The following is a 25830-nucleotide window of genomic DNA, read 5'->3' on the forward strand; positions in this document are numbered from 1 at the left end:
CCGGGCGGGCTACAGGCGTTCCTCGGGAAGGGTAGCGCAGCGCGGGATGCGCGTGGCGTCCCAGTGCGCCACGCCCCAGGCCAGCGCCTCGCTGGCGCTGGCCTGGGCCAGTTCGGCCGGCGGCCGCTGGCCGAGCGCGCGCAGGGCGCGGGTCAGCGGCGCGGCGGCCTGCTCGGCGGGCAGTGGTGGGGAGCGGTAGGACTTGCCGAGCTTGTGCCCGTCCGGCTGGACGATCAGCGGCACGTGCAGGTAGCGCGGCTGGCTCAGCCCCAGCAGTTCCTGGAGGTAAAGCTGGCGCGGGGTCGAGTCGAGCAGGTCGGCGCCGCGGACGATGTCGGTGATGCCCTGCCAGGCGTCGTCCAGCACCACCGCCAGTTGGTAGGCGTAGAGACCGTCGCGGCGCTGGATGACGAAATCGCCGACCTCGCGGCCGAGATGCTGGCGGACTTCGCCCTGCACGCGGTCGACGAAGCGATATTCCAGCTCCGGCACGCGCAGGCGGATCGCCGCATCCTCGCGGGCGTGCCCGGCGTCGCGGCAGAAGCCCGGGTAGATCCCGGCGAATCCCTCAAGCTGCTTGCGCGAGCAAGTGCAGGCGTAGGCCAGGCCGCTGCGCAGCAGTTGCTCGACCACTGCGGCGTAGGCCGGGAAGCGTTCGCTCTGCCGCTCCACCGCGCCGTCCCATTCGAAGCCGTAGCGCTCCAGGGTTTCCAGGATCGCCTGCTGGGCGCCCGGGACTTCGCGGGGCGGGTCGAGGTCCTCCATGCGCACCAGCCAGCGGCCGCCAACGGCACGTGCGTCCAGGTAGGAGGCGACGGCCGCCACCAGGGAACCGAAGTGCAGGTAGCCGCTGGGCGTCGGGGCGAAGCGGCCTACATAGGAAGAGCTCATGGCGCGGGCGGTGCGGCGGGGAACGGCGGAAACGAAACGGGGCGCCTTGGCGCCCCGTCGGTCCGGCTCAGGAGCCGAGTTGCTTCTCGCGGATTTCCGCGAGGGTCTTGCAGTCGATGCAGAGGGTTGCGGTGGGGCGCGCCTCCAGGCGACGGATGCCGATCTCGACGCCGCAGGAGTCGCACCAGCCGTACTCTTCGTCTTCGATCAGTTGCAGGGTCTCGTCGATCTTCTTGATCAGCTTGCGCTCGCGGTCGCGGGCGCGCAGTTCCAGGCTGAATTCTTCTTCCTGGCTGGCGCGGTCGGCCGGATCGGGGAAGTTGGCCGCTTCGTCCTGCATGTGATGCACGGTACGGTCGACCTCTTCCATCAGCTCCTGTTTCCATTTGTTCAGGATCGCGGTGAAGTGCGCGCGCATGCGCTCGCTCATGTACTCCTCGCCCTTGGTTTCCTGATAGGGTTCGAAGCCGCGGGTCATCTGCTGGCTGCTCTGTTGTTTTGCTTTGGTGGACATGAATGGCCGCCTCTCACTTTCGCTAATCCTGTCCGCGGCAGGGTTCCCTCGCCGGCTCTCCGGCCCCGCGGTCGCAAGCGGGCGAACTTACCAGAACGATAACCTTGGCGCTACTCCCGGTTGTCGAGGCTGGTGTCGCCCGCGTAATGGCTTGGTTAGAATCGGTTTTTCCTCGCAAAGTTCGGAATATCCATGGCTACCTCCTATAGCGCGCGCAGTCGGGCCATCGAGCCTTTCCATGTCATGGCCCTGCTGGCGCGGGCCAACGAGTTGCAGGCCGCCGGCCACGATGTGATCCACCTGGAGATCGGCGAGCCGGACTTCACCACGGCCGAGCCGATCGTCGAGGCCGGGCGCGCCGCACTGGCCGCCGGGCATACCCGCTACACCGCCGCCCGCGGCCTGCCGGCGCTGCGCGAGGCGATCGCGAAATTCTACGGCGAACGCTACGGGGTCGACCTCGACCCGCAGCGCGTGCTGGTCACTCCGGGCGGCTCCGGCGCCCTGCTGCTGGCCAGCAGCTTGCTGGTCGACCCCGGCCGCCACTGGTTGCTCGCCGACCCGGGCTACCCGTGCAACAGGCATTTCCTGCGCCTGGTGGAAGGCGCCGCGCAACTGGTGCCGGTGGGGCCGGACAGCCGTTACCAACTGACGCCGGATCTCATCGAGCGGCACTGGGATTCAGACAGTGTAGGCGCTCTGGTGGCGACGCCGGCGAATCCGACCGGGACCCTGCTCGATCGCGACGAACTGGCCGGCCTGTCGGGCGCCTTGAAGGCCCGCGGCGGGCACCTGGTGGTGGACGAGATCTATCACGGTCTGACCTATGGCGTGGACGCCGCCTCGGTGCTGGAAGTCGACGACGACGCTTTCGTCCTGAATAGTTTTTCCAAGTATTTCGGCATGACCGGCTGGCGCCTGGGCTGGCTGGTGGCGCCGGCAGCGGCGGTGCCTGAGCTGGAGAAGCTGGCGCAGAACCTCTACATCAGCGCGCCGAGCATGGCCCAGCAGGCCGCGCTGGCCTGTTTCGAGCCGACCACCATCGCCATTCTCGAAGAGCGTCGCGAAGAGTTCGCCCGCCGTCGCGACTTCCTCCTGCCGGCCCTGCGCGAGCTGGGTTTCGGAATCGCCGTGGAGCCTGAAGGCGCCTTCTATCTCTACGCCGATATCAGCGCGTTCGGCGGCGATGCCTACGCCTTCTGCAAGCACTTCATCGAGACCGAGCACGTTGCCTTCACCCCGGGGCTGGATTTCGGCCGCCACCAGGCCGGCCACCACGTGCGTTTCGCCTATACCCAGAACCTGCCGCGCCTGCAGGAAGCGGTGGAGCGGATCGCCTGCGGCCTGAAGAACTGGCGGCCCTGATGCGTTTCGAGCAGCCACTGGAAGAAGGCCGCCTGCTGCGTCGCTACAAGCGTTTCCTCGCCGATATCGAGAGCGCCGGTGGCGAGCGCCTGACCATCCACTGTCCGAATACCGGTTCGATGCTCAATTGCATGAGCGAAGGCTGCCGGGTCTGGTTCAGCCGCTCCAACGACCCCAAGCGCAAGCTGCCGGGGACCTGGGAGCTGAGCGAGACCCTGCAGGGCCGCCTGGCCTGCGTCAACACGGCGCGGGCCAACCGCCTGGTAGAGGAGGCGCTGCTGGCCGGGGACATCGCGGAGCTTGCCGGTTTCACCGCTCTGCGCCGGGAAGTGGCCTACGGCGTGGAGAACAGTCGCGCCGACTTTCGCCTGGAATACCCCACGGGCGCACTGTTCATCGAGGTGAAGAGCGTCACCCTGGGCTTCGACGAAACCGCCGTGGCGGCCTTTCCCGACGCGGTGACGCTGCGCGGCGCCAAGCACCTGCGCGAACTGGCGGCGCTGGCGCGGGAGGGGATCCGCGCGGTGCAGCTGTACTGCGTGAACCTTTCCGGGGTCGAGGCGGTGCGCCCCGCCGACGAGATCGATCCAGCCTATGGCAAGGCGTTGCGCGAGGCGGCGCAAGCGGGCGTCGAGGTGCTGGCCTATGGCGCCGAGGTGACGACGGAAGGATTGCACCTGGCGCGGCGCCTCCCGGTGCGACTCTGAGGCATGGCCGCGCCGTGGGGCGCGGCCACTCGCTCAGCGGCGTTCGAGCAGGACGCCGCTTTCCATGTGGTGGGTGTAGGGGAACTGGTCGAACAGCGCGCAGCGGCTGATCCGGTGCGTGTCGTGCAGTTGGGCGATGTTTTGCGCCAGGGTTTCCGGGTTGCACGAAATGTACAGGATGCGCTCGAAGCGCCGGGTCAGCTCGCAGGTGTCCGGATCCATGCCGGCTCGTGGCGGATCGACGAAGACACTGCCGAAGGCGTAGCTCTTCAGGTCGATGTCGGCCAGGCGGCGGAACGGGCGAACCTCGTTCAGCGCCTGGGTCAGCTCTTCGGCCGACAGGCGCACCAGGCTGACGTTGTCCACCGCGTTGTCGGCCAGGTTGGCCAGCGCCGCATTGACCGAGGACTTGCTGATCTCGGTGGCCAGCACCTTGCGTACCCGGGTGGCCAGGGGCAGGGTGAAGTTGCCGTTGCCGCAGTACAGTTCGAGCAGGTCGTCGTCGCGCTGGCCGAGCGCCTCGTAGGCCCAGCCGAGCATCTTCTGGTTGACCTCGCCGTTGGGCTGGGTGAAAGCCCCCTCGGGCTGGCGGTAGCGGAAGCGCCGGCCGGCGACCGACAGTTCCTCCTCCACATAGTCGCGTCCGACGACGATACGCTTGCGGCGCGAACGCCCGACCAGGTTCACGCCCAGTTCCGCCGCCAGCTTTTCCGCTGCCTGTCGCCAGGCGTCGTCGATCGGCCGGTGGTAGCAGAGGGTGATCAGCGCGTCGCCGGCCAGGGTGGTGAGAAACTCCACCTGGAACAGCTTGAAGCCCAGCGCCGGGTCGGCCCAGGCCGCCTTCAGGCGCGGCATCAGTTCGTTGATGCGGCGGCTGGCGATGGGGAAATCCTCGATCAGGATCGGCGTGTGCTTGTCGCCCTGCTCGAACATCGCGTAGTGACGCTTCTCGTTGCCGGTTTCCCGCCACAGGCGGAATTCGGCGCGCAGCCGGTAATGCTCGCGCGGCGACTCGAAGACCTCCGGCGCGGGTGCCGCGAACGGGGCCAGCAAACCGGCGAGGCGGGACTTCTTGTCTTCCAGTTGCGCGGCGTAGGCGCTGGGGTCGAACTGTGGACGGCTCATGCGTTGAAGAAGCCCAGCTTGATCACGAACAGGACGGAGAGGATCACCAGCGCCGGGTTCAGTTCGCGCCAGCGCCCGGACAGCACCTTGATCGCGGTCCAGGAAATGAAGCCGAAGGCGATGCCGGTGGCGATCGAATAGGTGAACGGCATGGCCAGCGCGGTGACGACCACCGGCGCGGCGACGGTGATGTCTTCCCAGTCGATCTCTGCCAGGCCCGAGGCCATCAGCACGGCGACGAAGAGCAGCGCCGGGGCGGTGGCGAAGGCCGGTACGCTGCCGGCCAGCGGGGCGAAGAACAGCGCGAGGAGGAACAGGATGGCGACGACGATGGCGGTCAGGCCGGTGCGGCCGCCGGCGCTGACGCCCGCGGCGGACTCGATGTAGCTGGTGGTGGTCGAGGTGCCCAGCAGCGAGCCGCCCATGGCGGCGGTACTGTCGGCGATCAGCGCGCGGCCCATCTTCGGCATGTGGCCGTCCTTGCCCATCAGTCCGGCGCGCTTGGCGACGCCGATCAGGGTGCCGGAGTTGTCGAACAGGTCGACGAAGAGGAAGGCGAAGATCACGCTGACCAGGCCGATGTCCAGCGCGCCCTTGATGTCCAGTTGGAGGAAGGTCGGCGCCAGCGACGGCGGCATCGAGACCACGCCGCCGAACTGGGTCACGCCGAGCAGGATGGCGATGGCGGTGACCACCAGGATACCGATCAGCACCGCGCCGGTGACGCTACGCGCCTCCAGGGCGACGATCAGGATGAAGCCGAGGGTGGCGAGGATCGGTGCCGGCTTGGTCAGGTCGCCCATGCCGATCAGGGTTGCCGGGTTGTCCACCACGATGCCCGCGTTCTGCAGGGCAATCAGTGCGAGGAACAGGCCGATGCCGGCGGCGATCGCCGAGCGCAGCGGCAGGGGGATGCTGTTGATGATCCATTCGCGGATGCGAAAGATCGACAGCAGGAAGAACATGGTGGCGGAAATGAACACTGCGCCCAGCGCGACCTGCCAGCTGTGGCCCATGTGCAGCACCACGGTGTAGGTGAAGAAGGCGTTGAGGCCCATGCCGGGGGCCAGGGCGATCGGGTAGTTGGCGATCAGGCCCATGATGGTCGAGCCGATGGCCGCTGCCAGGCAGGTGGCGACGAACACCGCGCCCTTGTCCATGCCGGTCTCGCCGAGGATGCTCGGGTTGACGAAGAGGATGTAGGCCATGGTCAGGAAGGTGGTGATCCCCGCCAGGATCTCGGTGCGCACCGTGGTGTTGTGCGCCTTTAGTTGAAACAGCTTTTCCAGCATGTTGGATTCCCCTGAATGTGCTCTGCAACGATCCCCATGGCGCCAGCAGAAGTGGCCGGCCGCGGAGCCGGCCGCCGACCAGGGAAAACCGAATTTCCGCGTGGCGGGCGTTGCATCGCTGTATCGTCGGCGCGGTATCGCGAACGATCCCGGCAGACGGCTGAGTCCCGAAAATGCGCGAGCCGCATGAAACGACCCACGCACGCCAGGGGCCTCGCGGCGGCCTGCGTGGGGTTCATACGGCTCGAAAAGGCGCGCATCATACCAGTTCGCGGGAGAGGGGTGAATTTCCGCCAGTCTAGTCGATCGTCGCCTCGCGGAAGGGCCTGCTCGCCCGCCCGGCGCGGGCGGCGTTAACATAGGCGTTGGCGTCCGGACGGACGCTCCGCCCAGGTTTTCTGCAGTACCTCATCATGAAACGCTCGAAACTCGCATTCCTTCCGCTGGGCCTGGCGCTGCTGCTGGCCGCCTGCGCCAGCGATCCGCTGCCGATCCCGCAGCACAGCTTCGGGGTCTATGCCACCGCCAGCACGCCTTCCGCCGCGTTCCGCACCCTGGCCGACCCGCAGGGCAAGGCCATGCTGGTGGCGCTGAAGCCCAGCCTGACCCAGGCTGACGTACTCCGCGCCGAGGTCCTGTACGACCAGAACGGTCGACCCGGCGTCGAAGTCACCTTCACCGAACCGGCCGCCCGCCGCCTGGCCGCGCTGACCGGCGAGGCCCGGGGGCGCACTCTAGCGGTACTGGTGGACGGGCGCCTGCGCCTGGCGCCGCGGGTGCGCGAGCCGATCCGCAACGGCAAGGTCTATCTCGACGGGTTGGCTTCGGCCTACGAGGCCAGGGAACTGGCCGATCAGTTGAATGCGCTGGGAAGCCAGCCGGGGCGCTAAGCGCCCGGCTGGCGGCGAGGCTCAGAGCGTCTGGGCCTTGAAGGTATCGCAACTGGCCGGCGAGCCGCTCTCGAAGCCGGTCTTGAACCAGCGCATGCGTTGCGCCGAGGAGCCATGGGTGAAGGAATCCGGCACCACCATGCCGCGGCCCTGGCGTTGCAGGCGATCGTCGCCGATGGCGTTGGCGGCGTTCAGGGCTTCCTCGATGTCGCCCGGCTCCAGCCAGTTCAGCCGCTGCTGTGCACGGTTGGCCCAGACCCCGGCGAAGCAGTCCGCCTGCAGTTCCTGGCGTACCGACAGGCCGTTGGCGCCCTCCATGCGCGCGCCGCGCTGGCGGGCTGCGTTGATCTTGGCCGAGATGCCCATCAGGTTCTGCACGTGGTGGCCGACCTCGTGGGCGATCACATAGGCCTGGGCGAAGTCGCCGGCGGCGGAGAAGCGCTGTTCCATCTCGCGGAAGAACTCCAGGTCGAGGTAGACCCGGCGGTCGGCCGGACAGTAGAACGGCCCGGTGGCCGACGAGGCGAAGCCGCAGGCGGAATTCACCCCATTGCTGAACAGCACCAGCTTGGGCTGTTGGTATTGTGCCTGGCCGCTGGCGAAGATCTGTTCCCAGGTGTCCTCGGTGTCGCCGAGGATCGAGCGGACGAACTCGCTCTGCTCGTCGTTGGCCGCCGGGGCCCGACCGCCGGCCTGCTGCTGGGTGGCCGGCGCCGGGCTGTCCATCTGGCCGAGCAGCGACCCGAGGATCTGCATCGGATCCTGGCCCATCAGCAGGCCGACCACCACCACGATGGCCACCCCACCCAGGCTGAGGCCCTTGCCGCCGATGCGCATGCCGCCACCGCCGCCTGCGCCTCCTTCGCCCCGGGCATCAATCACGTTGTCACTGCGTCGTCCTTTGCGCCAGAGCATGGCGGTTCTCCTGTACGTTTCGCTTCTTCAGTGTTGTCGTCGTCCGCCGCCAGCGCCACCCCGACCGTCAGGCCGAGGTCAGCAGCTCGGCGCGGGCGAGCAGTTGGACGTGGCCGCCGACCCTGACGCCGCCGTCTGTCGCGACCTGGACGTCGAGCCGGCTCGGCCGGTCGAGGAAGCGTCCCTGGTGCAGGACGAAGGGTTCGCCGCGCGCGGCAAGCCCGTATTCCACCAGGTAGGCGGCGACCGGACCGGCAGCGCTGCCGGTAGCCACGTCTTCCACCAGCCCCAGGTTGTCCCAGGTGCGGCCCTCGCGCCCGTCGACGTCGAGCAGATAGACAAACGCCGCGCCGAGTTTATCCAGGGCTTCTTGCAAATCGTTGACCTGACGGGCTCGACCCAGCGCCTCGGCGGTTACCGGCAGGAGCAGGTAGGGCAGGCCGGTGCTCACCACCCGCGGTGGATGCCCGGACAGGTCGTTGGCCGATAGCGAGAAGGCTTCGGCGAACCAGCGGCAGGTCCCGGCGTCCGGGGTGGCGCCGAATTCGGCGCGGCCCTGGTCCATCTCGGCGTAGAAACCGCTGCCCGCCCGCACGCTGCGCAGGGCCACCGACTTGCTGGCCAGGTGCAGCGTCCAGTGCTGTTCGTTGTCGCCGCCGCGCAGGTGATGGAGCAGGGCGGCGGCGCCGAGCAGCGGGTGGCCGGCGAACGGCAGTTCTTCCTCCAGGGTGAAGATCCGTGCGCCGAAGGCCCGTGGGTCGTCGCCCGGCAGCAGGAAGATCGATTCGAACTGGCGCAGTTCGCGGGTCCAGGCCTGCATGGCGGCGTCATCGAGGGTGCTGGCGTCGTCGAATACGGCCAGGCCGTTGCCGGTGAGCGGACGCTCGGCGAACACATCGAGTTGCCAGTAGCGTCGGGACATGGGCCTTTTCCTGTGAAATGGAATGAAAAACGCGAGGGGGGACTCGACAAGCAGCCTATCGGCCTTTATGTTCGCCGACAAGAAAGCGCCTGGCTGGTGCTTTCCAGGCCGCCGCAGCGGCCGGCGTCGCTCGGACGGTTCCGGGCGCTTACGTTACTCCGAGGACAGCATGGCTGAATCACGCCCTGCGCGCCGTTTCGCGCGCATCGACCGCCTTCCCCCCTACGTTTTCAATATCACCGCCGAACTGAAGATGGCCGCTCGTCGCCGTGGCGAGGACATCATCGACCTGAGCATGGGCAATCCCGACGGGCCGACCCCGCCGCATATCGTCGAGAAGCTCTGCACCGTCGCCCAGCGCGAAGACACCCATGGCTACTCCACCTCGCGCGGCATCCCGCGCCTGCGCCGGGCCATCTCGCACTGGTACCGCGACCGCTACGACGTGCAGATCGACCCGGAAAGCGAAGCCATCGTCACCATCGGCTCCAAGGAAGGCCTGGCGCACCTGATGCTGGCGACCCTCGACCATGGCGACACCATCCTCGTGCCCAACCCGAGCTATCCGATCCACATCTACGGTGCGGTGATCGCCGGCGCCCAGGTGCGCTCGGTGCCGCTGGTGCCGGGCATCGATTTCTTCAACGAGCTGGAACGGGCGATCCGCGAATCGATTCCCAAGCCACGCATGATGATTCTCGGCTTCCCCTCCAACCCGACCGCGCAGTGCGTCGAGCTGGACTTCTTCGAGCGCGTGGTGGCGCTGGCCAAGCAGTACGACGTGATGGTCGTGCACGACCTGGCCTATGCCGACATCGTCTACGACGGCTGGAAAGCGCCGTCGATCATGCAGGTGCCGGGCGCCAAGGACATCGCCGTGGAGTTCTTCACCCTGTCGAAGAGCTACAACATGGCCGGCTGGCGGATCGGCTTCATGGTCGGCAATCCCGAGCTGGTCTCGGCCCTGGCGCGGATCAAGAGCTACCACGACTACGGCACCTTCACGCCCCTGCAGGTGGCGGCCATCGCCGCTCTGGAAGGCGACCAGCAGTGCGTCCGCGATATCGCCCGGCAGTACCAGCAGCGCCGCGACGTCCTGGTGAAGGGGCTGCGCGAGGCCGGCTGGATGGTGGAGAACCCGAAGGCCTCGATGTACGTCTGGGCGAAGATCCCCGAGCCCTATGCGCACCTGGGCTCGCTGGAGTTCGCCAAGAAGCTGTTGCAGGACGCCAAGGTCTCGGTGTCGCCGGGGATCGGCTTCGGCGACTACGGCGACGATCATGTGCGTTTCGCCCTGATCGAGAACCGCGACCGCCTGCGCCAGGCGGTGCGCGGGATCAAGTCGATGTTCCGCGCCGACGGGCTGCTGTCGCCGCAGAAGAAGGTCGATAGCCTGGCGGAGTGATCCTCACGCCCTGCTACAAGGAAAAACGCCGTTTCCCCTGGGGGAAACGGCGTTTTCGTTAGCGTCCCGGGTACTCCGCCAGTACCGAGGCCTGGCCGCTCCTGGTCAGGCCGACGACCTGGTAGGCGTCCTGGCGGTCGCCCATTTCCATGCCCGGCGAGCCGACCGGCATGCCCGGTACGGCGGCGCCGACCAGGTCGGCACGTTCGCGCAGCTTGAGGATGTCGGCTGCCGGCACGTGGCCTTCGACGAACTTGCCGTCGATCACTCCGGTATGACAGGAGCCCATGCTGTAGGGCACGCCGAGGCGGCTCTTGACTGCGCTCATGTCTGCTTCCACATGGTCGGTGACCTTGAAACCGTTGGCTTCGAGGTGCTTGATCCAGTCCTTGCAGCAGCCGCAGTTGGCGTCGCGGTGGACGTCGATGGCCAGCGGTTCGGCGGCCTGGACCAGGGAACCGTGGAGCAGGGTGGCGGCCAGGACGGCCAGGGGTGCGAAGCGGCGCATGGGATTCTCCTTGCTGCGAGCGAATGCCGGGAGCATACCGCTGGCACCCGCCGCCACCCAGCCGGTGAGCTGTATCCACTTGTGACGAAGCGATGCGCTGCCCGCCGCGCCGGGTTGCCGTTGGGCAGGGACGGATTGTCGCAGCGAACTCGTCGGCGCGGTTTGGGTCTGCTGTCCTTAGGGTTGCCGGGGCGTTCGCCGCCGGTGTCGAACTGACCGCTGGGGGCAACAGGCCCGAGGAGAAAGGGGATGCTCTTCGCCCGTTTGGTTTTGCTGGTTCAGGCGCTGGTATGGGGCGCGCTGGGAGTGCTGTACTGGGTGCGTCCCTACGAGATGGCCAATCTCAGTGGCATGCTGCTGATGGAGCCTTCGGCGGTCAGCGATGCGCGGGTGTTCTATGGCGGCCATCAGTTCGCCCTGGCGTTGTTCCTGCTGTTCGCCCTGCGCCGGGCTTCGCTGGTGCAGCCGGCATTGATCCTGGTAGTGCTGCTGCAATCGATCCTGACCCTGTCGCGGCTATTGATTGCCTGGATCGAGGGCGGGATGGAGGCCGACGGCAACCTGTTCGGCTTGCTATTCCGCGGCGCAATGGCTGCCCTGGGGATCGCCGCCCTGTGGTGGCTGCAACGGCGGCCGCCCCGGCTGTCGACGCCCGGCGAGAACACCGAGCGCCGCGAGGACGACTTCGACGGCCTGTGACATTCAAGGTTGACTGCGACTCGGGAAGTCCTTCAGCAATTGCGCGACGCCGCGGTCGAACGCTTCCTGGGTCAGCGCCGGATCGTGCAGTTGGCGGCTCAGCACGCTTTCCAGAAGGACCCTGCCGTTGCTTTCGTCAAGGATGCGCAGCGCCAGCCTGGCCTCGGTGTCTTCGGTCAGTTGGGTCTGGGTGAAGACGCCATCCTGGGTGATCACCGGTCGCATTTCCAGGCCCGGCTGGCGTTGCAGGCCGAGGGCGTAGATCACCCGCAGGTCGCCGTGTTCCACCTGGTAGCGATAGCCCTTGGCCTCCAGGGCGCGGCGCACGGCCGTATCGAAACGCTCCTCGAAGTCGATGCGGTGCCCCTCGGCGCGTACCGCCTGGATGAAGAAAGTCCTGTAATCCGCCGCTGTTACGCCAGGGGCGAGCCGTACGGGGCCCGGTTCATTGCGGCAGGCATAGAGCAGCAGGCCGAACAGGAGCAGCAGGACGAAGCGCAGGCTGAATCGGCGCATGGCGCGTTCCTTCCTCTTTTTTATCTTTGTGCCGCAAGCCTAGCCGTTGCCTCGCGGCTTGCCGCCCATCCCCCGTTGGGTCAGTCGTCCAGCTCCACCCAGAGGCCTTCGGCGTCTTCCCGGCAGGGCAGGGCGCGCAAGCGCTCGCCAGCGCAGGGGCCGGCGACGCACTCTCCGGACTCGATGAGGAACAGCGCGCCGTGGCTGGCGCAACGGATCAGGCTGGCGCTGTCGTCGAGGAAGGCATCGGGCTGCCACTCCAACGGGATGCCGCGATGCGGGCAGCGGTTCAGGTAGACGTAGGCGCGGCCGTCGCGACGCACCGCGAACAGCCGCCGCTCATCGACGAGGAAGCCGCGGCTGTTGCCTTCGGCGAGATGGGAAGAGGGACACAGGTGGATCATGGGCGCTCCGTTTGCCGGGATCATTATCCCTGATCCGGAGGACGGCTTTCACCTGTGGCATGGAAAGCGCCCGGCATGGCCAGGCGCTGGGTATGGGGGCACTTCCGTGTGCGAAGGGGTAACGGGTCAGATGTCCCAGACCAGGTTGACCGCGAAATTACGGCCTGGCTGGGACAGCCGGTCGATGTTGGCCGGGGCCAGCGCCGAAGCCTCGCCGACGCTGTCGTAGCCGCGCACGTCATCCCACAGCCAGTATTTCTTGTCGGTCAGATTGTAGAGACCGGCGTTGAGGGTCAGGTCCTTGCTCAGCCTGTAGTAGGCGCTGAGGTCGAGGACGCCGAAGCCCGGGGTCTTGAACTGGCTGGCGGTGCCATCCGGGGTGTGGAAGGTGCTGTCGTCGACGCGGTCCTTGCGTTTGACCAGGGTCCAGCTGAGCAGCCCGCCGTAGTTGCCGTCTGCTTCGTCGTAGCCCAGGCCGAACACTCCGGTGAGTGGGTTGACGCTGTTGATCGGCTCGCCGTTGTCCTTGTTGCGACCGTAGGCGTAGGCCACGCTGCCCTGGGTGTAGAGTCCCTGCGGCGCGCCGAAGGCGCCCAGCTCCAGGCGGCCCTTGAGTTCGACGCCCTTGATCACCGCACGCTCGATGTTGTTGGACTGGAAGGTCTGGCCGTTGCCGCCGGTGCTATCGGTATTCAGGGCGTCTTCGTCGATGAAGTCGCGATATTTGTTGTAGAACACCGCCACGCCGAAGCTGCCTTCGTCGAACTTGCCGCGCAGCCCGGTCTCGAAGCTCTGGCTCTTTTCCGGCTTGAGGTTGGGGTTAGGCTCGATGTGGTAGCCCGCCTGCAGGTTCTCGAATCGACCGTACAGCGCCTTGGCGGTGGGCGTGCGGAAGCCCTGGGCGTATTGGCCATACCAGGTGTAGTGCTGGGCGAAGTCGTAGGTCACGCCGAACTTGGGCGAAACCCGGTGCCATTTCTTGTCCGACTCGTCGACCGCGGTGTTCTGGCTCTGCTTCATGGTGCGCAGGAACTCGTCGGTGATGTGCGGCTCCATGCGCGTGTAGTCGTAACGCAGGCCGGGAGTGAAGGTCCAGTCGTTCCAGCTGATGCTGTCCTGGGCGAACAGGGCGTAGGTCTTCACCGTCGGATCGGGAAAGTCGCTGCTGCGTTCCAGGGCATCGCGCGGGCTGTCCGCGCCGGTGTCCAGGTTGGTGCCGGTGCCGCTGCGCATGCCGGTGACCTTCTGGTGCTTGAGATTGATCCCGTAGCTCAGCAGGTGCTCGGTCTCGCCGATGGCGAAGCTCTTGTCCAACTGACTGTCGAAGACCCACAGGCGTTCCTTGTAGGTAGTGTCGCGGGTGCGCAGGACCTTGCGGGTGATCGGGTAGTAGAACTCGCGGGTCGCCTGGTCGGTCTTCGCCAACTGGTAGTTCAGGCTCCACTGGATGCGATCGGCGACCGGGCTGTCGAGCAGGAAATGGTGCTCCAGGCCGTAGCGCTCGCGAGTCAGGGTGTCGTTGCCCTTGCGCCACTGGTACATGCCGCCCGGCAGCATGCTCGGCGGGATGGTCGGCTTGCCCTTGTCGTAGGGGCCGCCATAGGCGCTCTTCTGGTCGGTATCGACGTCGCTCTTGTACTTCTCGAAGACCAGCCCGAAGCGGCTGCCCTCGGCGTAGTTCCAGCCCAGCTTGCCGAGCAGGCTGTAGCTGTCGGCGTCTTCCGGGTTGGCTTCGCTGCGCGAGAGCCCGGTGCCGCCGTGGCCGCCGTTGGATTCGGTCTCGTGGCCCTGGCGGTAGCCATAATGCAGCAGGCCGTCGAAGTCGTCGGCGCGGCCGGCGACGGTGGCCGAGGTCAGCCAGGAGTGGCTTGCCGACTCGTAGCCGGCCTTCAGCCGGGCGCCGACGTCCTTGCCGTCCTTGATGATGTCCGACGGGTCGAGGGTGAAGTAGCTCACCGCGCCGCCGATGGCGTTGCTGCCGTACAGCGCCGAGGCCGGGCCGCGAAGGATTTCCACGCGCTTTACGATGTCCGGATCGACGTAGTTGCGGTGGGTCTGCGCGTAGGGGCCGCTGAAGAAGTCGTTGGGCAGTTCGACCCCGTCGATCTGCGTAAGGATGCGGTTCCCGTCGATGCCGCGGATGTTGTAGCCGGTGATCCCGGCACGCTGGCCGGCGCCGCCGACCGAGACTCCCGGTTCGTAGCGCACCAGTTCCTTGATGTTGTTGACGTTCTGCCGGTCCAGTTGTTCGCGGGTCTGCACGCTGACGGTGCTCGGCACCGAATCCACTGCCTGCTCGGTACGGGTGGCGGTGATGGTGGTCGGGGTCAGCGGGACGGCGTTCCCCGCCAGAGCCAGGGAAGGGCTGAGCAACAGCAGGGCCAGGCAGGGGCGCAGGGCGAAGGGCGGGGAGAGCGGCATGTGGGACTCCTTGGGTCGGGCCGGTGGCGAATAGCCAGGGGGACGTCGGGCGCACAAGGTACTGCCAGAAAAACGCTAATGCAAATAATTATCAAATGGATTCAGATATGCGTTTTGTGGCAAAGTTCACCTGTTTTGCGCGTAGCGCGACCGAACCGGATATGCCCGAGGAACCGTCGATGAGCAGCACTCCCAGCCTTTCCCATTCCCCTGCCGAGCTTTACCGCGCCTGGCAGGACCTGCGCGCCGAGCGACCGCAGCTACGCGCGCGCGACGCCGCCGCGCTGTTGCAGGTCAGCGAAGGCGAGCTGGTCGCCAGCCGGGTCGGCATCGATGCCGTGCGCCTGCGGCCGGACTGGGCCGCCTTGCTGCCGGCGCTCGGCGAACTGGGGCCGATCATGGCGCTGACCCGCAACGAGCATTGCGTCCACGAACGCAAGGGGCCGTATCGCGAAGTGACGGTCTCTGCCAATGGGCAGATGGGCCTGGTGGTCTCGCCGGATATCGACCTGCGCCTGTTCCTGGGGGGTTGGAACGCCGTCTTCGCCATTGCCGAGGAGACAGCGCGGGGTACCCAGCGCAGCATCCAGGTGTTCGACCAGCAGGGCGTGGCGGTGCACAAGGTGTTCCTTACCGAGGCCAGCGACGTCCGCGCCTGGGAACCGCTGGTCGAGCGCCTGCGGGCTGCCGAGCAGGATGCCGTGCTGGCCCTGCGCGAACCCCGCGCGCCGGCTGCTTCGCTCGTCGATGCGCAGATCGATGCCGCCGCCTTGCGCGAAGGCTGGGCCGCGTTGAAGGACACCCATCATTTCCACGCCCTGCTGAAGAAGCATGGCGCGCAGCGCACCCAGGCGCTGCGCCTGGCTGGCGGCGAATGGGCCGAGCGCCTGGACAATGGCGACCTGGCGAAACTCTTCGAAGCGGCGGCCGAAAGCGGGTTGCCGATCATGGTGTTCGTCGGCAACGCCCACTGCATCCAGATCCATACCGGGCCTGTGTGCAACCTGAAGTGGCTGGACGACTGGTTCAACGTGCTCGATCCGGAATTCAACCTGCACCTGAAGACCACCGGCATCGCCGAACTTTGGCGGGTGCGCAAGCCGAGCACCGATGGCATCGTAACCAGTTGGGAGGCCTTCGACGCCGACGGCGAACTGATCGTGCAACTGTTCGGCGCGCGCAAGCCCGGCGAGCCCGAGCGCGACGACTGGCGCGAACTGGCCGAATCCTTCAAGGCGTTCTGAGGAGAGATCATGCGTATCGATCGACTATTCAACGGGTTGGCGCTGGGCATCCTGCTCGGCACCGGCATGGCCCAGGCCGCCGAGCTGCCGCAACGCTGGGTGAGCGCGGGCGGCTCGCTGAGCGAATGGGTGGTGGCGCTGGGTGGCGAGAGCAAGCTGGTCGGGGTGGACACCACCAGCCAGCATCCGCAGGCGCTGAAACAGTTGCCGAGCGTCGGCTACCAGCGCCAACTGGCTGCCGAGGGCGTGCTGGCGTTGCGTCCGGATATCCTCATCGGCACCGAGGAAATGGGGCCTCCGCCGGTACTCAAGCAGCTCGAAGGCGCTGGCGTGCGGGTCGAGACCCTCTCCGCCAAGCCGGATCTGGAGGCACTGGAAAGCAACCTGAAGAAGCTTGGCGACTGGCTCGGCGTGCCCCAGCGCGCCGAGGCCGCCGAACTTGACTATCGTCAGCGGCTGCGGCGCCAGGCGGACTGGATCGCGGCCGCGCAGAAGAGTCAGCCGGCCCCGGGCGTCCTGCTGGTGATCGGCAACGCCGGCGGTCAGTTGCTGGTAGCCGGGCGCAATACCGGCGGCGATTGGGTCCTGAACCGGGCCGGAGCACGCAACCTGGCTACCCATGAGGGTTACAAGCCGATCTCGGTGGAAGCCCTGGCCGCGCTCGATCCGACCGCGGTGGTGATCGCCGACCGCAGCCTCGAAGGTGATGCGGCGCGTGCCGCGCTGCTCAAGCAGAACCCCGGCCTCGCCGCGACCCGCGCGGCGCGTGACGGACGTCTGCTGGTGCTGGACCCGACGCTCCTGGTGGGCGGCCTCGGTCCGCGCCTGCCGGATGGCCTGGCGGCTCTCTCCGCAGCCTTTTATCCTTCCGCGAAACCGCTGAGTACGGAAGCCGCCCATTGAAATCGGTTGTTCGTCCCCGCGCACTGTTCGGTGCGCTGGGGATTTCGCTCGTGTTGGTCCTCTGGTTGTCCCTCGCCCTCGGTCCCGTCAGCCTGCCGCTGGGCGATACCCTGCGCGCCGCGCTGCGCCTGGCCGGGCTGCCGCTCGATGGAACGGGCCTGGCCCAGGCGGAAATGATCCTCGGCCAGATCCGCCTGCCGCGGACCCTGCTCGGCCTGGCCGTGGGCGCGGTGCTGGCGCTGTCCGGGGTGGCGATGCAGGGCCTGTTCCGCAACCCGCTGGCCGATCCAGGGCTGGTCGGGGTGTCCAGCGGCGCGGCCCTCGGCGCGGCGCTGGCCATCGTATTCGGCGCCTCGCTGGGCGGCTTGCCGGCGTTCCTCGCGCCTTACCTGCTGTCGCTGTGCGCCTTCGGCGGCGGCCTGGGGGTGACCTGGCTGGTCTATCGGCTTGGCCGCCGCGATGGCCAGACCAGCGTGGCCACCATGTTGTTGGCAGGGATCGCCTTGACCGCACTGTCCGGCGCGGTGATCGGACTGTTTACCTATCTCGCCGATGACGCCACCTTGCGTACCCTGACCTTCTGGAACCTGGGCAGCCTGAACGGCGCCAGCTACCCACGACTCTGGCCGCTGCTGCTGGTGGCGCTGCTGGTGGCCTGCTGGCTACCGCGCCGGGCAGATGCGCTGAACGCACTGCTGCTCGGCGAGTCCGAGGCCCGTCACCTGGGCTTCGACGTCGAGCGATTGAAGGCCGAACTGGTGCTTTGCACTGCCCTCGGCGTCGGCGCCGCAGTGGCGGCGGCGGGGATGATCGGCTTCATCGGCCTGGTGGTGCCGCACCTGATCCGTCTGGTTGCCGGTCCGGATCATCGGACGTTGCTGCCGGCCTCGATGATGGCCGGCGCCATTCTCCTGCTGCTTGCCGACCTGCTGGCGCGCCTGGCGCTGGCTCCGGCGGAGTTGCCGATCGGCATCGTCACGGCACTGATCGGCGCGCCGTTCTTCCTTTATCTGCTATTGCGGGGGCGGGCCTGATGCTGCGCGTGGAGAACCTGTCCATCCGCCGTGGCGGAAAGACTGTACTGGAAGGCCTCGAGCTGGAGCTGCGGCCTGGCGAGATGCTCGGCGTACTCGGCCCCAACGGCGCTGGCAAGAGCACCTTGCTTGGCGCTCTCTGTGGCGAACTGGAGCCGGCCGAAGGGCTGGTGCTGCTCGACGAGCGCGGCCTCGACGACTGGCCGGGCGTCGCTCGCGCGCAGCGCCTGGCGGTGCTGCCGCAGAGTTCGTCGCTGGGCTTCGCCTTTCCGGTGGAGGCGGTGGTCGGCTTCGGTCGGCTGCCCCATTCCAGCGGCCGCGAGCGCGATGTGCAGATCGTCGCCGAGGCCTTGGCGGCGGCCGACGCCAGCCATCTGGCCGGGCGCAGCTACCTGGCGCTGTCCGGCGGCGAACGCCAGCGCGTGCACCTGGCGCGGGTGCTGGCGCAGCTGTGGCCGGGCGAGCCGGGGCAGGTGCTGCTGCTCGACGAACCGACCTCGGCGCTCGACCCGCTGCACCAGCACACCACCCTGCAGGCGGTGCATGATTTCGCCCGCCGCGGTGCCTCGGTGCTGGTGATCCTCCACGATCTCAACCTGGCCGCGCGCTATTGCGACCGCCTGCTGCTGTTGCAGAATGGTCGCCCGCACCTGCTCGGTACGCCCGAGGAAGTCCTGCGCCCCGAGCCGTTGCGCGCGGTGTTCGGCCTCGAGGTCCTGGTCCAGCGTCATCCCGAGCGAGGTCATCCGCTGATCGTCGCCCGTTGAAGGAGTCGCCATGCGCATTCGCCTGTTCGCTTTCTGTCTGCTGCTGGGCGGCTGCCAGTCCCAACTGCCGCCGCTGCCTGATTGGCAGAGCCCGGAAGGGCGCGACGATCCGCAGACGGGACGAATCGTCGAATTGCGCAGCGGCGTGACGCTGAGCCCGCAGCAACTGGTCGCACGCCTGGCGGCCGCGCCGCGAGTGATCGTCGGCGAGAAGCACGACAATCCCGATCATCATGCCGTGGAACTGTGGCTGGCGCAGGCCCTGGGCGAATATCGGGCGCAGGGCAGCCTGCTGCTGGAAATGCTCGATCCCGGCCAGCAACCACAGGTGGATGCGGTCCGCGCACAACTCGGGACCGGCAAGCCGGTGGCGAACCTGGAGCAGGCCCTGGACTGGCAGAAAGGTTGGGACTGGACGCAGTACGGACCCCTGGTGTCCTGGGCGGTTGCGCAACCCGCGCCGTTGCTGGCGGCGAACCTCCAGCGGAGCGAGATCATGCGCATCTACAAGGAGCGTCCGCCGCTTCCCGGAACGGCCTCCAGGCGTGACAGCGTGCGCCTGCCGTTGCTTGCGCAGATTCGCGAATCCCACTGCGGCATGCTTCCCGACGATCAATTGCCGGCGATGCTCGCCGTCCAGCAGCAACGCGACCGCCGCATGGCCGAGCGTCTTCGCGATGCGCCACTGCCGGCGATGCTCGTCGCCGGCAGCTTCCACGCCCGACGCGACCTCGGCGTACCGGTCCACCTGCGCGACCTTGGTGCGGAGAAGGGCGCGCAGGTACTGATGCTGGTCGAGGCCGGGCAGGCGGTAACGACGCGTGAGGCAGACTACGCCTGGTACACGCCGGCACAGCCGGACAAGGACTATTGCGCGGAGATGAAGAAGGCGCGTTGAAGGAAGGGCGCGAGGCCTGGAGCCGCGTATCGCGCTACGTTTTCGCGGGCAAAAAAAGACCCGGCAAAGTGCCGGGTCGAAACCGTGATTAGCCTGATGAGGAGATAATCTGAAGAGTCCGACTGCTTGGTCTCTCAGCTTACCTGCTGGCCTCGCGACCAGTTGTTGTAATAATAACTATTCTCATTATCAGGTCAAGCCGGTTCTCATTCATTCCATCGTCAGCCGATGAACGGTCGTCTCGGCCGTATCGCAGGCAAAAAAAGACCCGGCAAAGTGCCGGGTCAAAAACCGTGATTAGCCTGATGAGGAGATAATCTGAAGAGTCCGACTGCGTGGGTCTCTCAGCTTACCGGCTGATCTCGCGACCAGTTGAGTGACATAATAATGATTCTCATTTCCATGTCAAACGCTTTCGCCAAACTTTTCTGCTAGCTAGTCGCGAGCCCTCTGGAATGGGCCTCAGGCGCTGCGGCGCAGGCGCAGCTGGGTCACTTCCCGGTTAAGCAGGTCTATCCGCCGGGCCATGCCTTCGATCAGGCTATGGGCGATTCGCGGGTTGTTCTGCATAAGGCCGAGGAACTGCTCCTTGGGAATCACCATCACCGTGCAGGGTTCGCTGGCGACCACCGTGGCGCTGCGTTTCTCGCGAGTGAACACGGCCATGGCGCCGAAGATCTCGTCCTTCTGTACATCGCCGACTTTCTGGCCGTCCACCAGCGCTTCGGCGTGCCCTTCGATGATGATGAACACATGATCCGCATCGTCGCCCTGGCGGATCAGCGCCTCGCCCGCGGCGAAGTGGCGGAAGCCGGTGGCCGGGCGGACTTCCGGCTGCTTCAGGTGCGCCAGCGCATCGCCGAGCAGGGCAGTCTGTCCGATCAGGTACTGCAATAGCAGTTCCTGACGTTCCTGGTCAGCATGGATGTGCTGGAGCAGCGCATCGCGCGAATAGGGCAGCAGGCGGATCGGTTCTTCGTTGGCATGCCGGCAGGCGGGGAGCTCGAGTCCGCGTCGAAGGCCGAGGAGGTCGCCTTCCTGGAGGTAGAACAGTGGGCGTTCGTCGACCAGCGCATGCAGCAGGCCGCTTTCCACCAGGAATACCTGGTCGGCGGGCAGCTCGCGTTCCAGGTCGTCGCTACGTTCCAGTTCCAGGGCGGGGCCGCTGGGTGCCAGGCCTTCGAGCAAGCGGTGAGGGATTCCCTGCAGGCGATTGATCAATTGGTCGGCATAAGCCGGTTGCTCGCCGAGTAGATACATGGCCATTTCCTTGAGCTGCCTGGTCGGGAGAGGAGGTACGAACGTCCACGAGACGATAGGTGGGCGCCCGGGGGGGAGTAAATATCTTCCCGTGGCAGGTGTGAGCTAGCTCTTGTTTCGCACGGGGAAAGTCTCCAGCTCGCCGAGCAGTGCGGCCTTGTGGTCTGGGGACAGCTCGTTCCAGTGAACGTCGAGGAGTGCGCCTTCGATGGCATAGAGCAAGACTTTCGAGGCTCGGAAGCCGCGCGCGCGGACCGCGCGATAGGCTCCCACCGAGCCGAGCCGACGCAGATCGGTGGCGCTGTGGATACCCACGGCATGCAACCATTGGGTCGAGGTTTTTCCGAGGTTTTTCAGATTCAGCAGTTCGTCGTTCATCGTCGGTCCTTGCGATGCCGCTCAGAAGCGTGATGGCGCGGAACTGCCTGGAACCGGTCCGGAGCCGACAGGGCCGGCGCGATGGAGCGAGATGGCCGACGCGAGCGGCCTTCGCCCTTACGATCCGGCGTAGGCGGTCCGGGACCGATCCTCAGCCGGCCGGGTACCTGCCAGAAGTGTAGCGGCCTCCCGGCAAAACGTGGCCTGGCGTGGTCCTTCCGCTTCTCAGGGCCCCGGCAGGTAGCGCAGGCGGGTGCCGAAGTTCACCGACATGCGGATCTCGTCCGGCGCCAGGCGCAACGGGAAATACGTACCGGATATCTGCGCATGGGCCAGGCTGGCGCCCTCCAGGCGCGCCTCGCGCAGATCCACGCCGCGCAGGTCGGCGCCGCGGAAATAGGCATCGCTGAAGTCGACGCGGGCGGCATCCAGCAGACGCAAGTCAAGGCCGCGGAAGTCGCCGCCGGCCAGGTCGATCCAGCCGTCGGCCGGCTTCTGTCGGTTGAAGCCTTCGATGTCTTCGGCGTGGAGCAGTTGGTAGAGCGGCGAGTCGAGCTGACGGGGCGAGTTCATGGGCGGCGTCCTGCGCAGAAGGCTCGCCGTGAGTATAGAAGAGCAGCGGCACGGCGCCCGCCCTGGAGGGGCGGGCGGCATGGCAGTTCGTTCAGAGACCGGGCAGGCGCTGGCGAATGCCGTCGACCAGCCCGTCGAGGCTGGCCGCGTCGTGGGTGTCGACGCGCTTGCTCTGGACCGTCTCCGCCGCTGTCAGCGGCTCGCGGGTAGCCTGCTGGGTGCGGATCACGTCGAGAGTCGCGTCGGACGGGTCCTTGCCTTCCGCCTGGCGTTGCGCAAGCCAGCCGGCGATCACCGCTTCGGGCGCCTGGCAGTCGAGGATCAGGAACGGCACGCCGGTTTCTTCCGCGATGTGGCAAGCGGCCTGGCGCTGATTCTGCTTCAGGTAGGCGGCGTCGATCACCACCGGATAGCCGGCCTGGAGGATCTTCGCGGCCAACTGGTGAAGGTGCGCATAGGTCGCTTCGCTGGCCTGGCTGCTATAGATGCCGGCGGCGAACTGGCCCCTGTCGTGTTCCGGCTGCTCGCCGAACAGACGCTTGCGTTCGACATCCGAGCGCAGGCGCACGGCGCCCAGAGCCTCCACCAGACGCATGGCCACCTGGCTCTTGCCGACCGCGGAGACACCATGGGTGACCGCCAGGAAGCGCGAGGGAATGGCGCTGTAGCTTTCCGCCAGGTTGGCGTAGTTGCGGTACTGGCGCAGGGTCGCCGCGCGCTGCACGGCATCGGTCTGGTAGCCGAGGCTGAACAGCGCGACCTTGGCGCGGACCATGGCGCGGTAGGCCTTGTAGAAGTTCAGCAGTTCCAGGGCCTGGTAGTCGCCGGTGTGTTCCAGATAGAGGCTGACGAAGCGTCGAGCGTGGCACTTCAGGCCGCGATCTTCCAGGTCCATCGCGAGGAAGGCGAAGTCGGCGCAGACATCGGTGAAACGGAACGGCTCGTTGAATTCGATGCAGTCGAACAGCACTACCCTGCCGTCGATCAGCGCGGCGTTGCCCAGGTGGATGTCGCCGTGGCATTCGCGGATGAAGCCCTTCGCCTTGCGCTCCTGGAGCACCGGCAGCAGGCGTTCGAAGCTGCTTTCCGCCCAGGCTTCGAGGGCATCCAGCTGTTGCAGGTCGGCCTTGTCCTTGAGCAGCGGGCGAACCTGCTTGAAATTCTGCCGCACCGGCGCCATGCAGGACTCGGCGGTGCCCAGCGGGTGCTCCAGCGGCACCTTCGGAGTGTTCTGGTGGAAGTGCGCGATCTGCTCGGCCAGTTCGTCGATATGCTGGTTGGACAGTTCGCCGCGGCCCTGGATTGCCGCCAGCAGGTTGTCCTGCGGGAACTGGCGCATCTTCAGCAGGTATTCGATTGCCTCGCCGTCGCCGCCGATCCGCGGCGCCTCTTCGCTGCCGGTGATCGGCAGGACCTCCAGGTAGAGATCGTCGGTGAGGCGCTGGTTCAGGCGCAGCTCTTCGTTGCAATAGAAGCGGCGCTTGTCCAGGCTGGTGAAATCGAGAAAGCCGAAATCCATCGGCTTCTTGATCTTGTAGGCGTAGGGACCGGTCAACAGGACCCAGGAGATGTGCGTCTCGATGACCTCGAAGCGCTCCACCGGGTGGGGGTAGAGGGCCGGGTTCTGCAGGGCGGCGATCAGGGTCTGGCTCACGGGATATCCTTGCCTCTGAAATATGCGAAAACCCGCATTATGGCGGGAAGGGGTGACAGTGCAAACCTCGCTGGCGGATAGCAACCATTTGCCGGATCGCCGGTCGAATGCGCCGCGCTGCCGCCGCGCCTATCCACCGGGGCCGCGCAGACCGTGGATGCCGCCGATGCGGTGTCTGTCCGCTGTGGATAAAGTACGTATAATGCGCCGCCATGACGCGTCCCCGATCCCCCCGTTCCCGTAACAGCAAAGCACGCCCGGCACCCGGCCTGAACAAATGGCTCGGCTGGGCCCTCAAGCTCGGCCTCGTCGGCCTGGTGCTCCTCGCCGGCTTCGCCATCTATCTCGATGCCGTGGTGCAGGAGAAATTCTCCGGCCGGCGCTGGACCATCCCGGCGAAGGTCTATGCCCGCCCGCTGGAGCTGTTCAACGGCCTGAAGCTGAGCAGGGAAGACTTCCTGCGCGAACTCGACGCCCTCGGCTACCGTCGCGAGCCCAGCGTGAGCGGCCCTGGAACCGTATCGGTGGCGGCCAGCGCGGTCGAACTCAATACCCGTGGCTTCCAGTTCTACGAAGGCGCGGAACCGGCCCAGCGCGTGCGCGTGCGCTTCAACGGCAACTATGTCAGCGGGCTGAGCCAGGCCAACGGCAAGGAACTGGCGGTGGCGCGCCTTGAGCCGCTGCTGATCGGCGGCTTGTATCCGGCGCACCATGAGGATCGTATCCTGGTCAAGCTCGACCAGGTGCCGACCTACCTGATCGACACCCTGGTCGCGGTCGAGGATCGCGACTTCTGGAACCACCATGGCGTGTCGCTGAAATCCGTGGCCCGGGCGGTGTGGGTCAACACCACGGCCGGCCAGCTGCGCCAGGGCGGCAGCACCCTGACCCAGCAGTTGGTGAAGAACTTCTTCCTGAGCAATGAGCGCAGCCTGAGCCGCAAGATCAACGAAGCGATGATGGCGGTGCTGCTGGAACTGCACTACGACAAGCGCGACATCCTCGAGTCCTATCTCAACGAGGTGTTCCTCGGCCAGGATGGGCAACGAGCGATCCATGGCTTCGGCCTGGCCAGCCAGTATTTCTTCAGCCAGCCGCTGGCCGAGCTCAAGCTCGACCAGGTGGCGCTGCTGGTCGGCATGGTCAAGGGACCGTCCTACTTCAACCCGCGGCGTTACCCGGATCGTGCGCTGGCGCGGCGCAACCTGGTGCTCGACGTGCTCGCCGAGCAGGGCGTGGCGACCCAGCAGGAAGTCGACGCCGCCAAGCAGCGCCCGCTCGGCGTTACCCGGCAGGGCAGCATGGCCGACAGCTCCTATCCGGCCTTCCTCGACCTGGTCAAGCGCCAGTTGCGCCAGGACTACCGCGACGAGGACCTGACCGAGGAAGGGCTGCGCATCTTCACCAGCTTCGATCCGATCCTGCAGGAGAAGGCCGAGACCTCCGTCAACGAAACGCTCAAGCGCCTCAGTGGGCGCAAGGGAGTCGACCAGGTCGAGGCGGCGATGGTCGTGACCAATCCGGAAACCGGCGAGATCCAGGCCCTGATCGGCAGTCGCGACCCGCGCTTCGCCGGCTTCAACCGGGCCCTGGACGCGGTGCGGCCGATCGGTTCGCTGATCAAGCCGGCGGTCTACCTGACCGCTCTCGAGCGGCCGAGCAAGTACACCCTGACCACCTGGGTGCAGGACGAGCCCTTCGCGGTGAAAGGCCAGGACGGCCAGGTCTGGCGACCGCAGAACTACGACCGGCGCTCGCATGGCACGATCTTCCTGTACCAGGGCCTGGCAAACTCCTACAACCTGTCCACCGCCAAGCTCGGCCTCGACGTCGGTGTGCCCAACGTGCTGCAGACCGTCGCCCGGCTGGGTATCAACCGTGACTGGCCGGCCTATCCGTCGATGCTGCTGGGCGCCGGTTCGCTCAGTCCGATGGAGGTCGCCACCATGTACCAGACCATCGCCAGCGGCGGCTTCAACACGCCGTTGCGGGGGATCCGCAGCGTCCTCACTGCCGACGGCCAGCCGCTCAAGCGCTATCCGTTCCAGGTCGAACAGCGCTTCGACTCGGGCGCCGTCTACCTGGTGCAGAACGCCATGCAGCGGGTCATGCGCGAAGGCACCGGGCGTTCGGTGTACAGTCAATTGCCGTCGTCGCTGACCCTCGCCGGCAAGACCGGCACCAGCAACGACTCGCGTGATAGCTGGTTCTCCGGTTTCGGCGGCGACCTCCAGGCTGTGGTCTGGCTCGGTCGCGACGACAACGGCAAGACGCCGCTTACCGGCGCCACCGGTGCCTTGCAGGTGTGGGCCAGCTTCATGCGCAAGGCGCATCCGCAATCGCTGGAAATGCCGATGCCGGAGAACGTGGTGATGGCCTGGGTCGACGCGCAGACCGGGCAGGGCTCGGCGGCGGATTGCCCGAATGCCGTACAGATGCCCTATATTCGTGGCAGCGAGCCCGCCCAGGGCCCAGGCTGCGGGAGCCAGAACCCCGCCGGCGAGGTGATGGACTGGGTACGTGGCTGGCTGAATTGATCCGAGAG

General features: G+C 66.7%; 25 protein-coding genes. 11 read left to right on the forward strand and 14 right to left on the reverse strand.

Features of this window, described 5'->3' with window-relative positions:
- Positions 1-9 precede the first annotated feature (9 nt).
- Both gluQRS and dksA read right to left on the reverse strand, forming a co-directional pair.
- Positions 10-891, reverse strand: a complete 882-nt coding sequence (gene gluQRS, locus FOC67_RS00740) for a tRNA glutamyl-Q(34) synthetase GluQRS (RefSeq protein ID WP_003135219.1) — start codon at positions 889-891, stop codon at positions 10-12.
- Positions 892-958: 67 nt separating this feature from the next.
- Entirely contained in the window at positions 959-1405 is a 447-nt protein-coding gene (dksA, locus tag FOC67_RS00745) for an RNA polymerase-binding protein DksA (RefSeq protein ID WP_003095122.1), read from the reverse strand.
- A gap of 192 nt (positions 1406-1597) precedes the next feature.
- Between dksA and FOC67_RS00750 the strand changes: the two genes are divergently transcribed.
- Together FOC67_RS00750 and sfsA are read left to right on the forward strand one after the other, a co-directional pair.
- The gene (locus FOC67_RS00750; protein ID WP_009314239.1) at positions 1598-2770 is read left to right on the forward strand and encodes a pyridoxal phosphate-dependent aminotransferase; all 1173 of its coding nucleotides are present in this window, start codon (positions 1598-1600) and stop codon (positions 2768-2770) included.
- Entirely contained in the window at positions 2770-3477 is a 708-nt protein-coding gene (gene sfsA, locus FOC67_RS00755; RefSeq protein ID WP_009314238.1) for a DNA/RNA nuclease SfsA, read from the forward strand. Before FOC67_RS00750 ends, sfsA begins: the two co-directional genes overlap by 1 nt.
- Before the next feature lie 33 nt (positions 3478-3510).
- Here sfsA and trmA read toward each other — a convergent pair whose 3' ends face one another.
- Both trmA and FOC67_RS00765 read right to left on the reverse strand, forming a co-directional pair.
- The gene (gene trmA, locus FOC67_RS00760; RefSeq protein WP_009314237.1) at positions 3511-4602 is read right to left on the reverse strand and encodes a tRNA (uridine(54)-C5)-methyltransferase TrmA; all 1092 of its coding nucleotides are present in this window, start codon (positions 4600-4602) and stop codon (positions 3511-3513) included.
- The gene (locus FOC67_RS00765) at positions 4599-5894 is read right to left on the reverse strand and encodes an NCS2 family permease (RefSeq protein ID WP_003095114.1); all 1296 of its coding nucleotides are present in this window, start codon (positions 5892-5894) and stop codon (positions 4599-4601) included. Before FOC67_RS00765 ends, trmA begins: the two co-directional genes overlap by 4 nt.
- A gap of 413 nt (positions 5895-6307) precedes the next feature.
- On the opposite strand from FOC67_RS00765, the gene FOC67_RS00770 reads away from it, so the two are divergent.
- A complete protein-coding gene (locus tag FOC67_RS00770; RefSeq protein ID WP_009314236.1) occupies positions 6308-6784 on the forward strand; it encodes a hypothetical protein in 477 nt (158 codons plus the stop codon).
- A gap of 21 nt (positions 6785-6805) precedes the next feature.
- Here the strand turns inward: FOC67_RS00770 and FOC67_RS00775 are convergent, their stop codons facing one another.
- Both FOC67_RS00775 and FOC67_RS00780 read right to left on the reverse strand, forming a co-directional pair.
- Positions 6806-7699: a neutral zinc metallopeptidase gene (locus FOC67_RS00775; RefSeq protein WP_003095112.1), complete on the reverse strand. Its 894-nt coding sequence runs from the start codon at positions 7697-7699 to the stop codon at positions 6806-6808.
- Positions 7700-7766: 67 nt separating this feature from the next.
- Positions 7767-8621: a PhzF family phenazine biosynthesis protein gene (locus tag FOC67_RS00780; protein WP_009314235.1), complete on the reverse strand. Its 855-nt coding sequence runs from the start codon at positions 8619-8621 to the stop codon at positions 7767-7769.
- A 169-nt stretch (positions 8622-8790) separates the two neighbouring features.
- On the opposite strand from FOC67_RS00780, the gene alaC reads away from it, so the two are divergent.
- Positions 8791-10026, forward strand: a complete 1236-nt coding sequence (alaC, locus tag FOC67_RS00785) for an alanine transaminase (RefSeq protein ID WP_003111172.1) — start codon at positions 8791-8793, stop codon at positions 10024-10026.
- A 58-nt stretch (positions 10027-10084) separates the two neighbouring features.
- On the opposite strand, the gene FOC67_RS00790 is transcribed toward alaC, so the two are convergent.
- Positions 10085-10534 (reverse strand): DUF411 domain-containing protein, encoded by a 450-nt coding sequence (locus tag FOC67_RS00790; protein WP_003095106.1) that lies wholly within the window; start codon positions 10532-10534, stop codon positions 10085-10087.
- Between the two features lie 249 nt (positions 10535-10783).
- Here FOC67_RS00790 and FOC67_RS00795 point away from each other — a divergent pair, with 249 nt between their 5' ends.
- Positions 10784-11233 carry a DUF4345 family protein gene (locus tag FOC67_RS00795; protein WP_004365359.1) on the forward strand — a complete coding sequence of 150 codons (450 nt, stop codon included), beginning with the start codon at positions 10784-10786 and terminating at the stop codon, positions 11231-11233.
- A gap of 3 nt (positions 11234-11236) precedes the next feature.
- Here FOC67_RS00795 and FOC67_RS00800 read toward each other — a convergent pair whose 3' ends face one another.
- The 3 genes from FOC67_RS00800 to phuR all read right to left on the reverse strand — a co-directional run bounded on the left by FOC67_RS00800 (position 11237) and on the right by phuR (position 14574).
- On the reverse strand, positions 11237-11749 hold the full coding sequence (locus tag FOC67_RS00800; protein WP_009314234.1) for a DUF4136 domain-containing protein: 513 nt from the start codon (positions 11747-11749) through the stop codon (positions 11237-11239).
- Between the two features lie 80 nt (positions 11750-11829).
- Positions 11830-12177 carry a Rieske (2Fe-2S) protein gene (locus FOC67_RS00805; RefSeq protein WP_073665850.1) on the reverse strand — a complete coding sequence of 116 codons (348 nt, stop codon included), beginning with the start codon at positions 12175-12177 and terminating at the stop codon, positions 11830-11832.
- A 102-nt stretch (positions 12178-12279) separates the two neighbouring features.
- Positions 12280-14574, reverse strand: a complete 2295-nt coding sequence (gene phuR / locus FOC67_RS00810; RefSeq protein ID WP_009314232.1) for a heme/hemoglobin uptake receptor PhuR — start codon at positions 14572-14574, stop codon at positions 12280-12282.
- A gap of 179 nt (positions 14575-14753) precedes the next feature.
- Here phuR and FOC67_RS00815 point away from each other — a divergent pair, with 179 nt between their 5' ends.
- The 5 genes from FOC67_RS00815 to FOC67_RS00835 are packed head-to-tail and all read left to right on the forward strand — an operon-like array spanning position 14754 to position 19420.
- A complete protein-coding gene (locus tag FOC67_RS00815) occupies positions 14754-15818 on the forward strand; it encodes a hemin-degrading factor (protein WP_009314231.1) in 1065 nt (354 codons plus the stop codon).
- 9 nt (positions 15819-15827) lie between these two features.
- A complete protein-coding gene (locus tag FOC67_RS00820) occupies positions 15828-16721 on the forward strand; it encodes a hemin ABC transporter substrate-binding protein (RefSeq protein WP_009314230.1) in 894 nt (297 codons plus the stop codon).
- A 50-nt stretch (positions 16722-16771) separates the two neighbouring features.
- Complete coding sequence (locus tag FOC67_RS00825; protein WP_003121063.1) at positions 16772-17755, forward strand: iron ABC transporter permease; 984 nt, start codon at positions 16772-16774, stop codon at positions 17753-17755.
- On the forward strand, positions 17755-18522 hold the full coding sequence (locus tag FOC67_RS00830; protein WP_003095098.1) for a heme ABC transporter ATP-binding protein: 768 nt from the start codon (positions 17755-17757) through the stop codon (positions 18520-18522). The genes FOC67_RS00825 and FOC67_RS00830 overlap by 1 nt, the downstream gene beginning before the upstream one ends.
- Positions 18523-18532: 10 nt before the next feature.
- Positions 18533-19420: a ChaN family lipoprotein gene (locus FOC67_RS00835; protein ID WP_009314229.1), complete on the forward strand. Its 888-nt coding sequence runs from the start codon at positions 18533-18535 to the stop codon at positions 19418-19420.
- Between the two features lie 462 nt (positions 19421-19882).
- Here FOC67_RS00835 and cbpA read toward each other — a convergent pair whose 3' ends face one another.
- The 4 genes from cbpA to FOC67_RS00855 all read right to left on the reverse strand — a co-directional run bounded on the left by cbpA (position 19883) and on the right by FOC67_RS00855 (position 23285).
- Positions 19883-20680, reverse strand: coding sequence for a cAMP-binding protein CbpA (cbpA, locus tag FOC67_RS00840; RefSeq protein WP_003095096.1), 798 nt, complete (start codon positions 20678-20680; stop codon positions 19883-19885).
- 105 nt (positions 20681-20785) lie between these two features.
- Entirely contained in the window at positions 20786-21058 is a 273-nt protein-coding gene (locus tag FOC67_RS00845) for a TfoX/Sxy family protein (RefSeq protein ID WP_003095094.1), read from the reverse strand.
- A gap of 225 nt (positions 21059-21283) precedes the next feature.
- Positions 21284-21631 carry a pentapeptide repeat-containing protein gene (locus FOC67_RS00850; protein WP_009314226.1) on the reverse strand — a complete coding sequence of 116 codons (348 nt, stop codon included), beginning with the start codon at positions 21629-21631 and terminating at the stop codon, positions 21284-21286.
- Positions 21632-21722: 91 nt separating this feature from the next.
- Positions 21723-23285 (reverse strand): AAA family ATPase, encoded by a 1563-nt coding sequence (locus FOC67_RS00855; protein ID WP_009314224.1) that lies wholly within the window; start codon positions 23283-23285, stop codon positions 21723-21725.
- Between the two features lie 212 nt (positions 23286-23497).
- On the opposite strand from FOC67_RS00855, the gene mrcB reads away from it, so the two are divergent.
- A complete protein-coding gene (gene mrcB, locus FOC67_RS00860; protein WP_003111352.1) occupies positions 23498-25822 on the forward strand; it encodes a penicillin-binding protein 1B in 2325 nt (774 codons plus the stop codon).
- The last annotated feature ends 8 nt before the right edge of the window (positions 25823-25830 follow it).

The sequence above is a fragment of the Pseudomonas sp. FDAARGOS_761 genome, from assembly GCF_013343155.1.
Classification (GTDB): domain Bacteria; phylum Pseudomonadota; class Gammaproteobacteria; order Pseudomonadales; family Pseudomonadaceae; genus Pseudomonas; species Pseudomonas aeruginosa.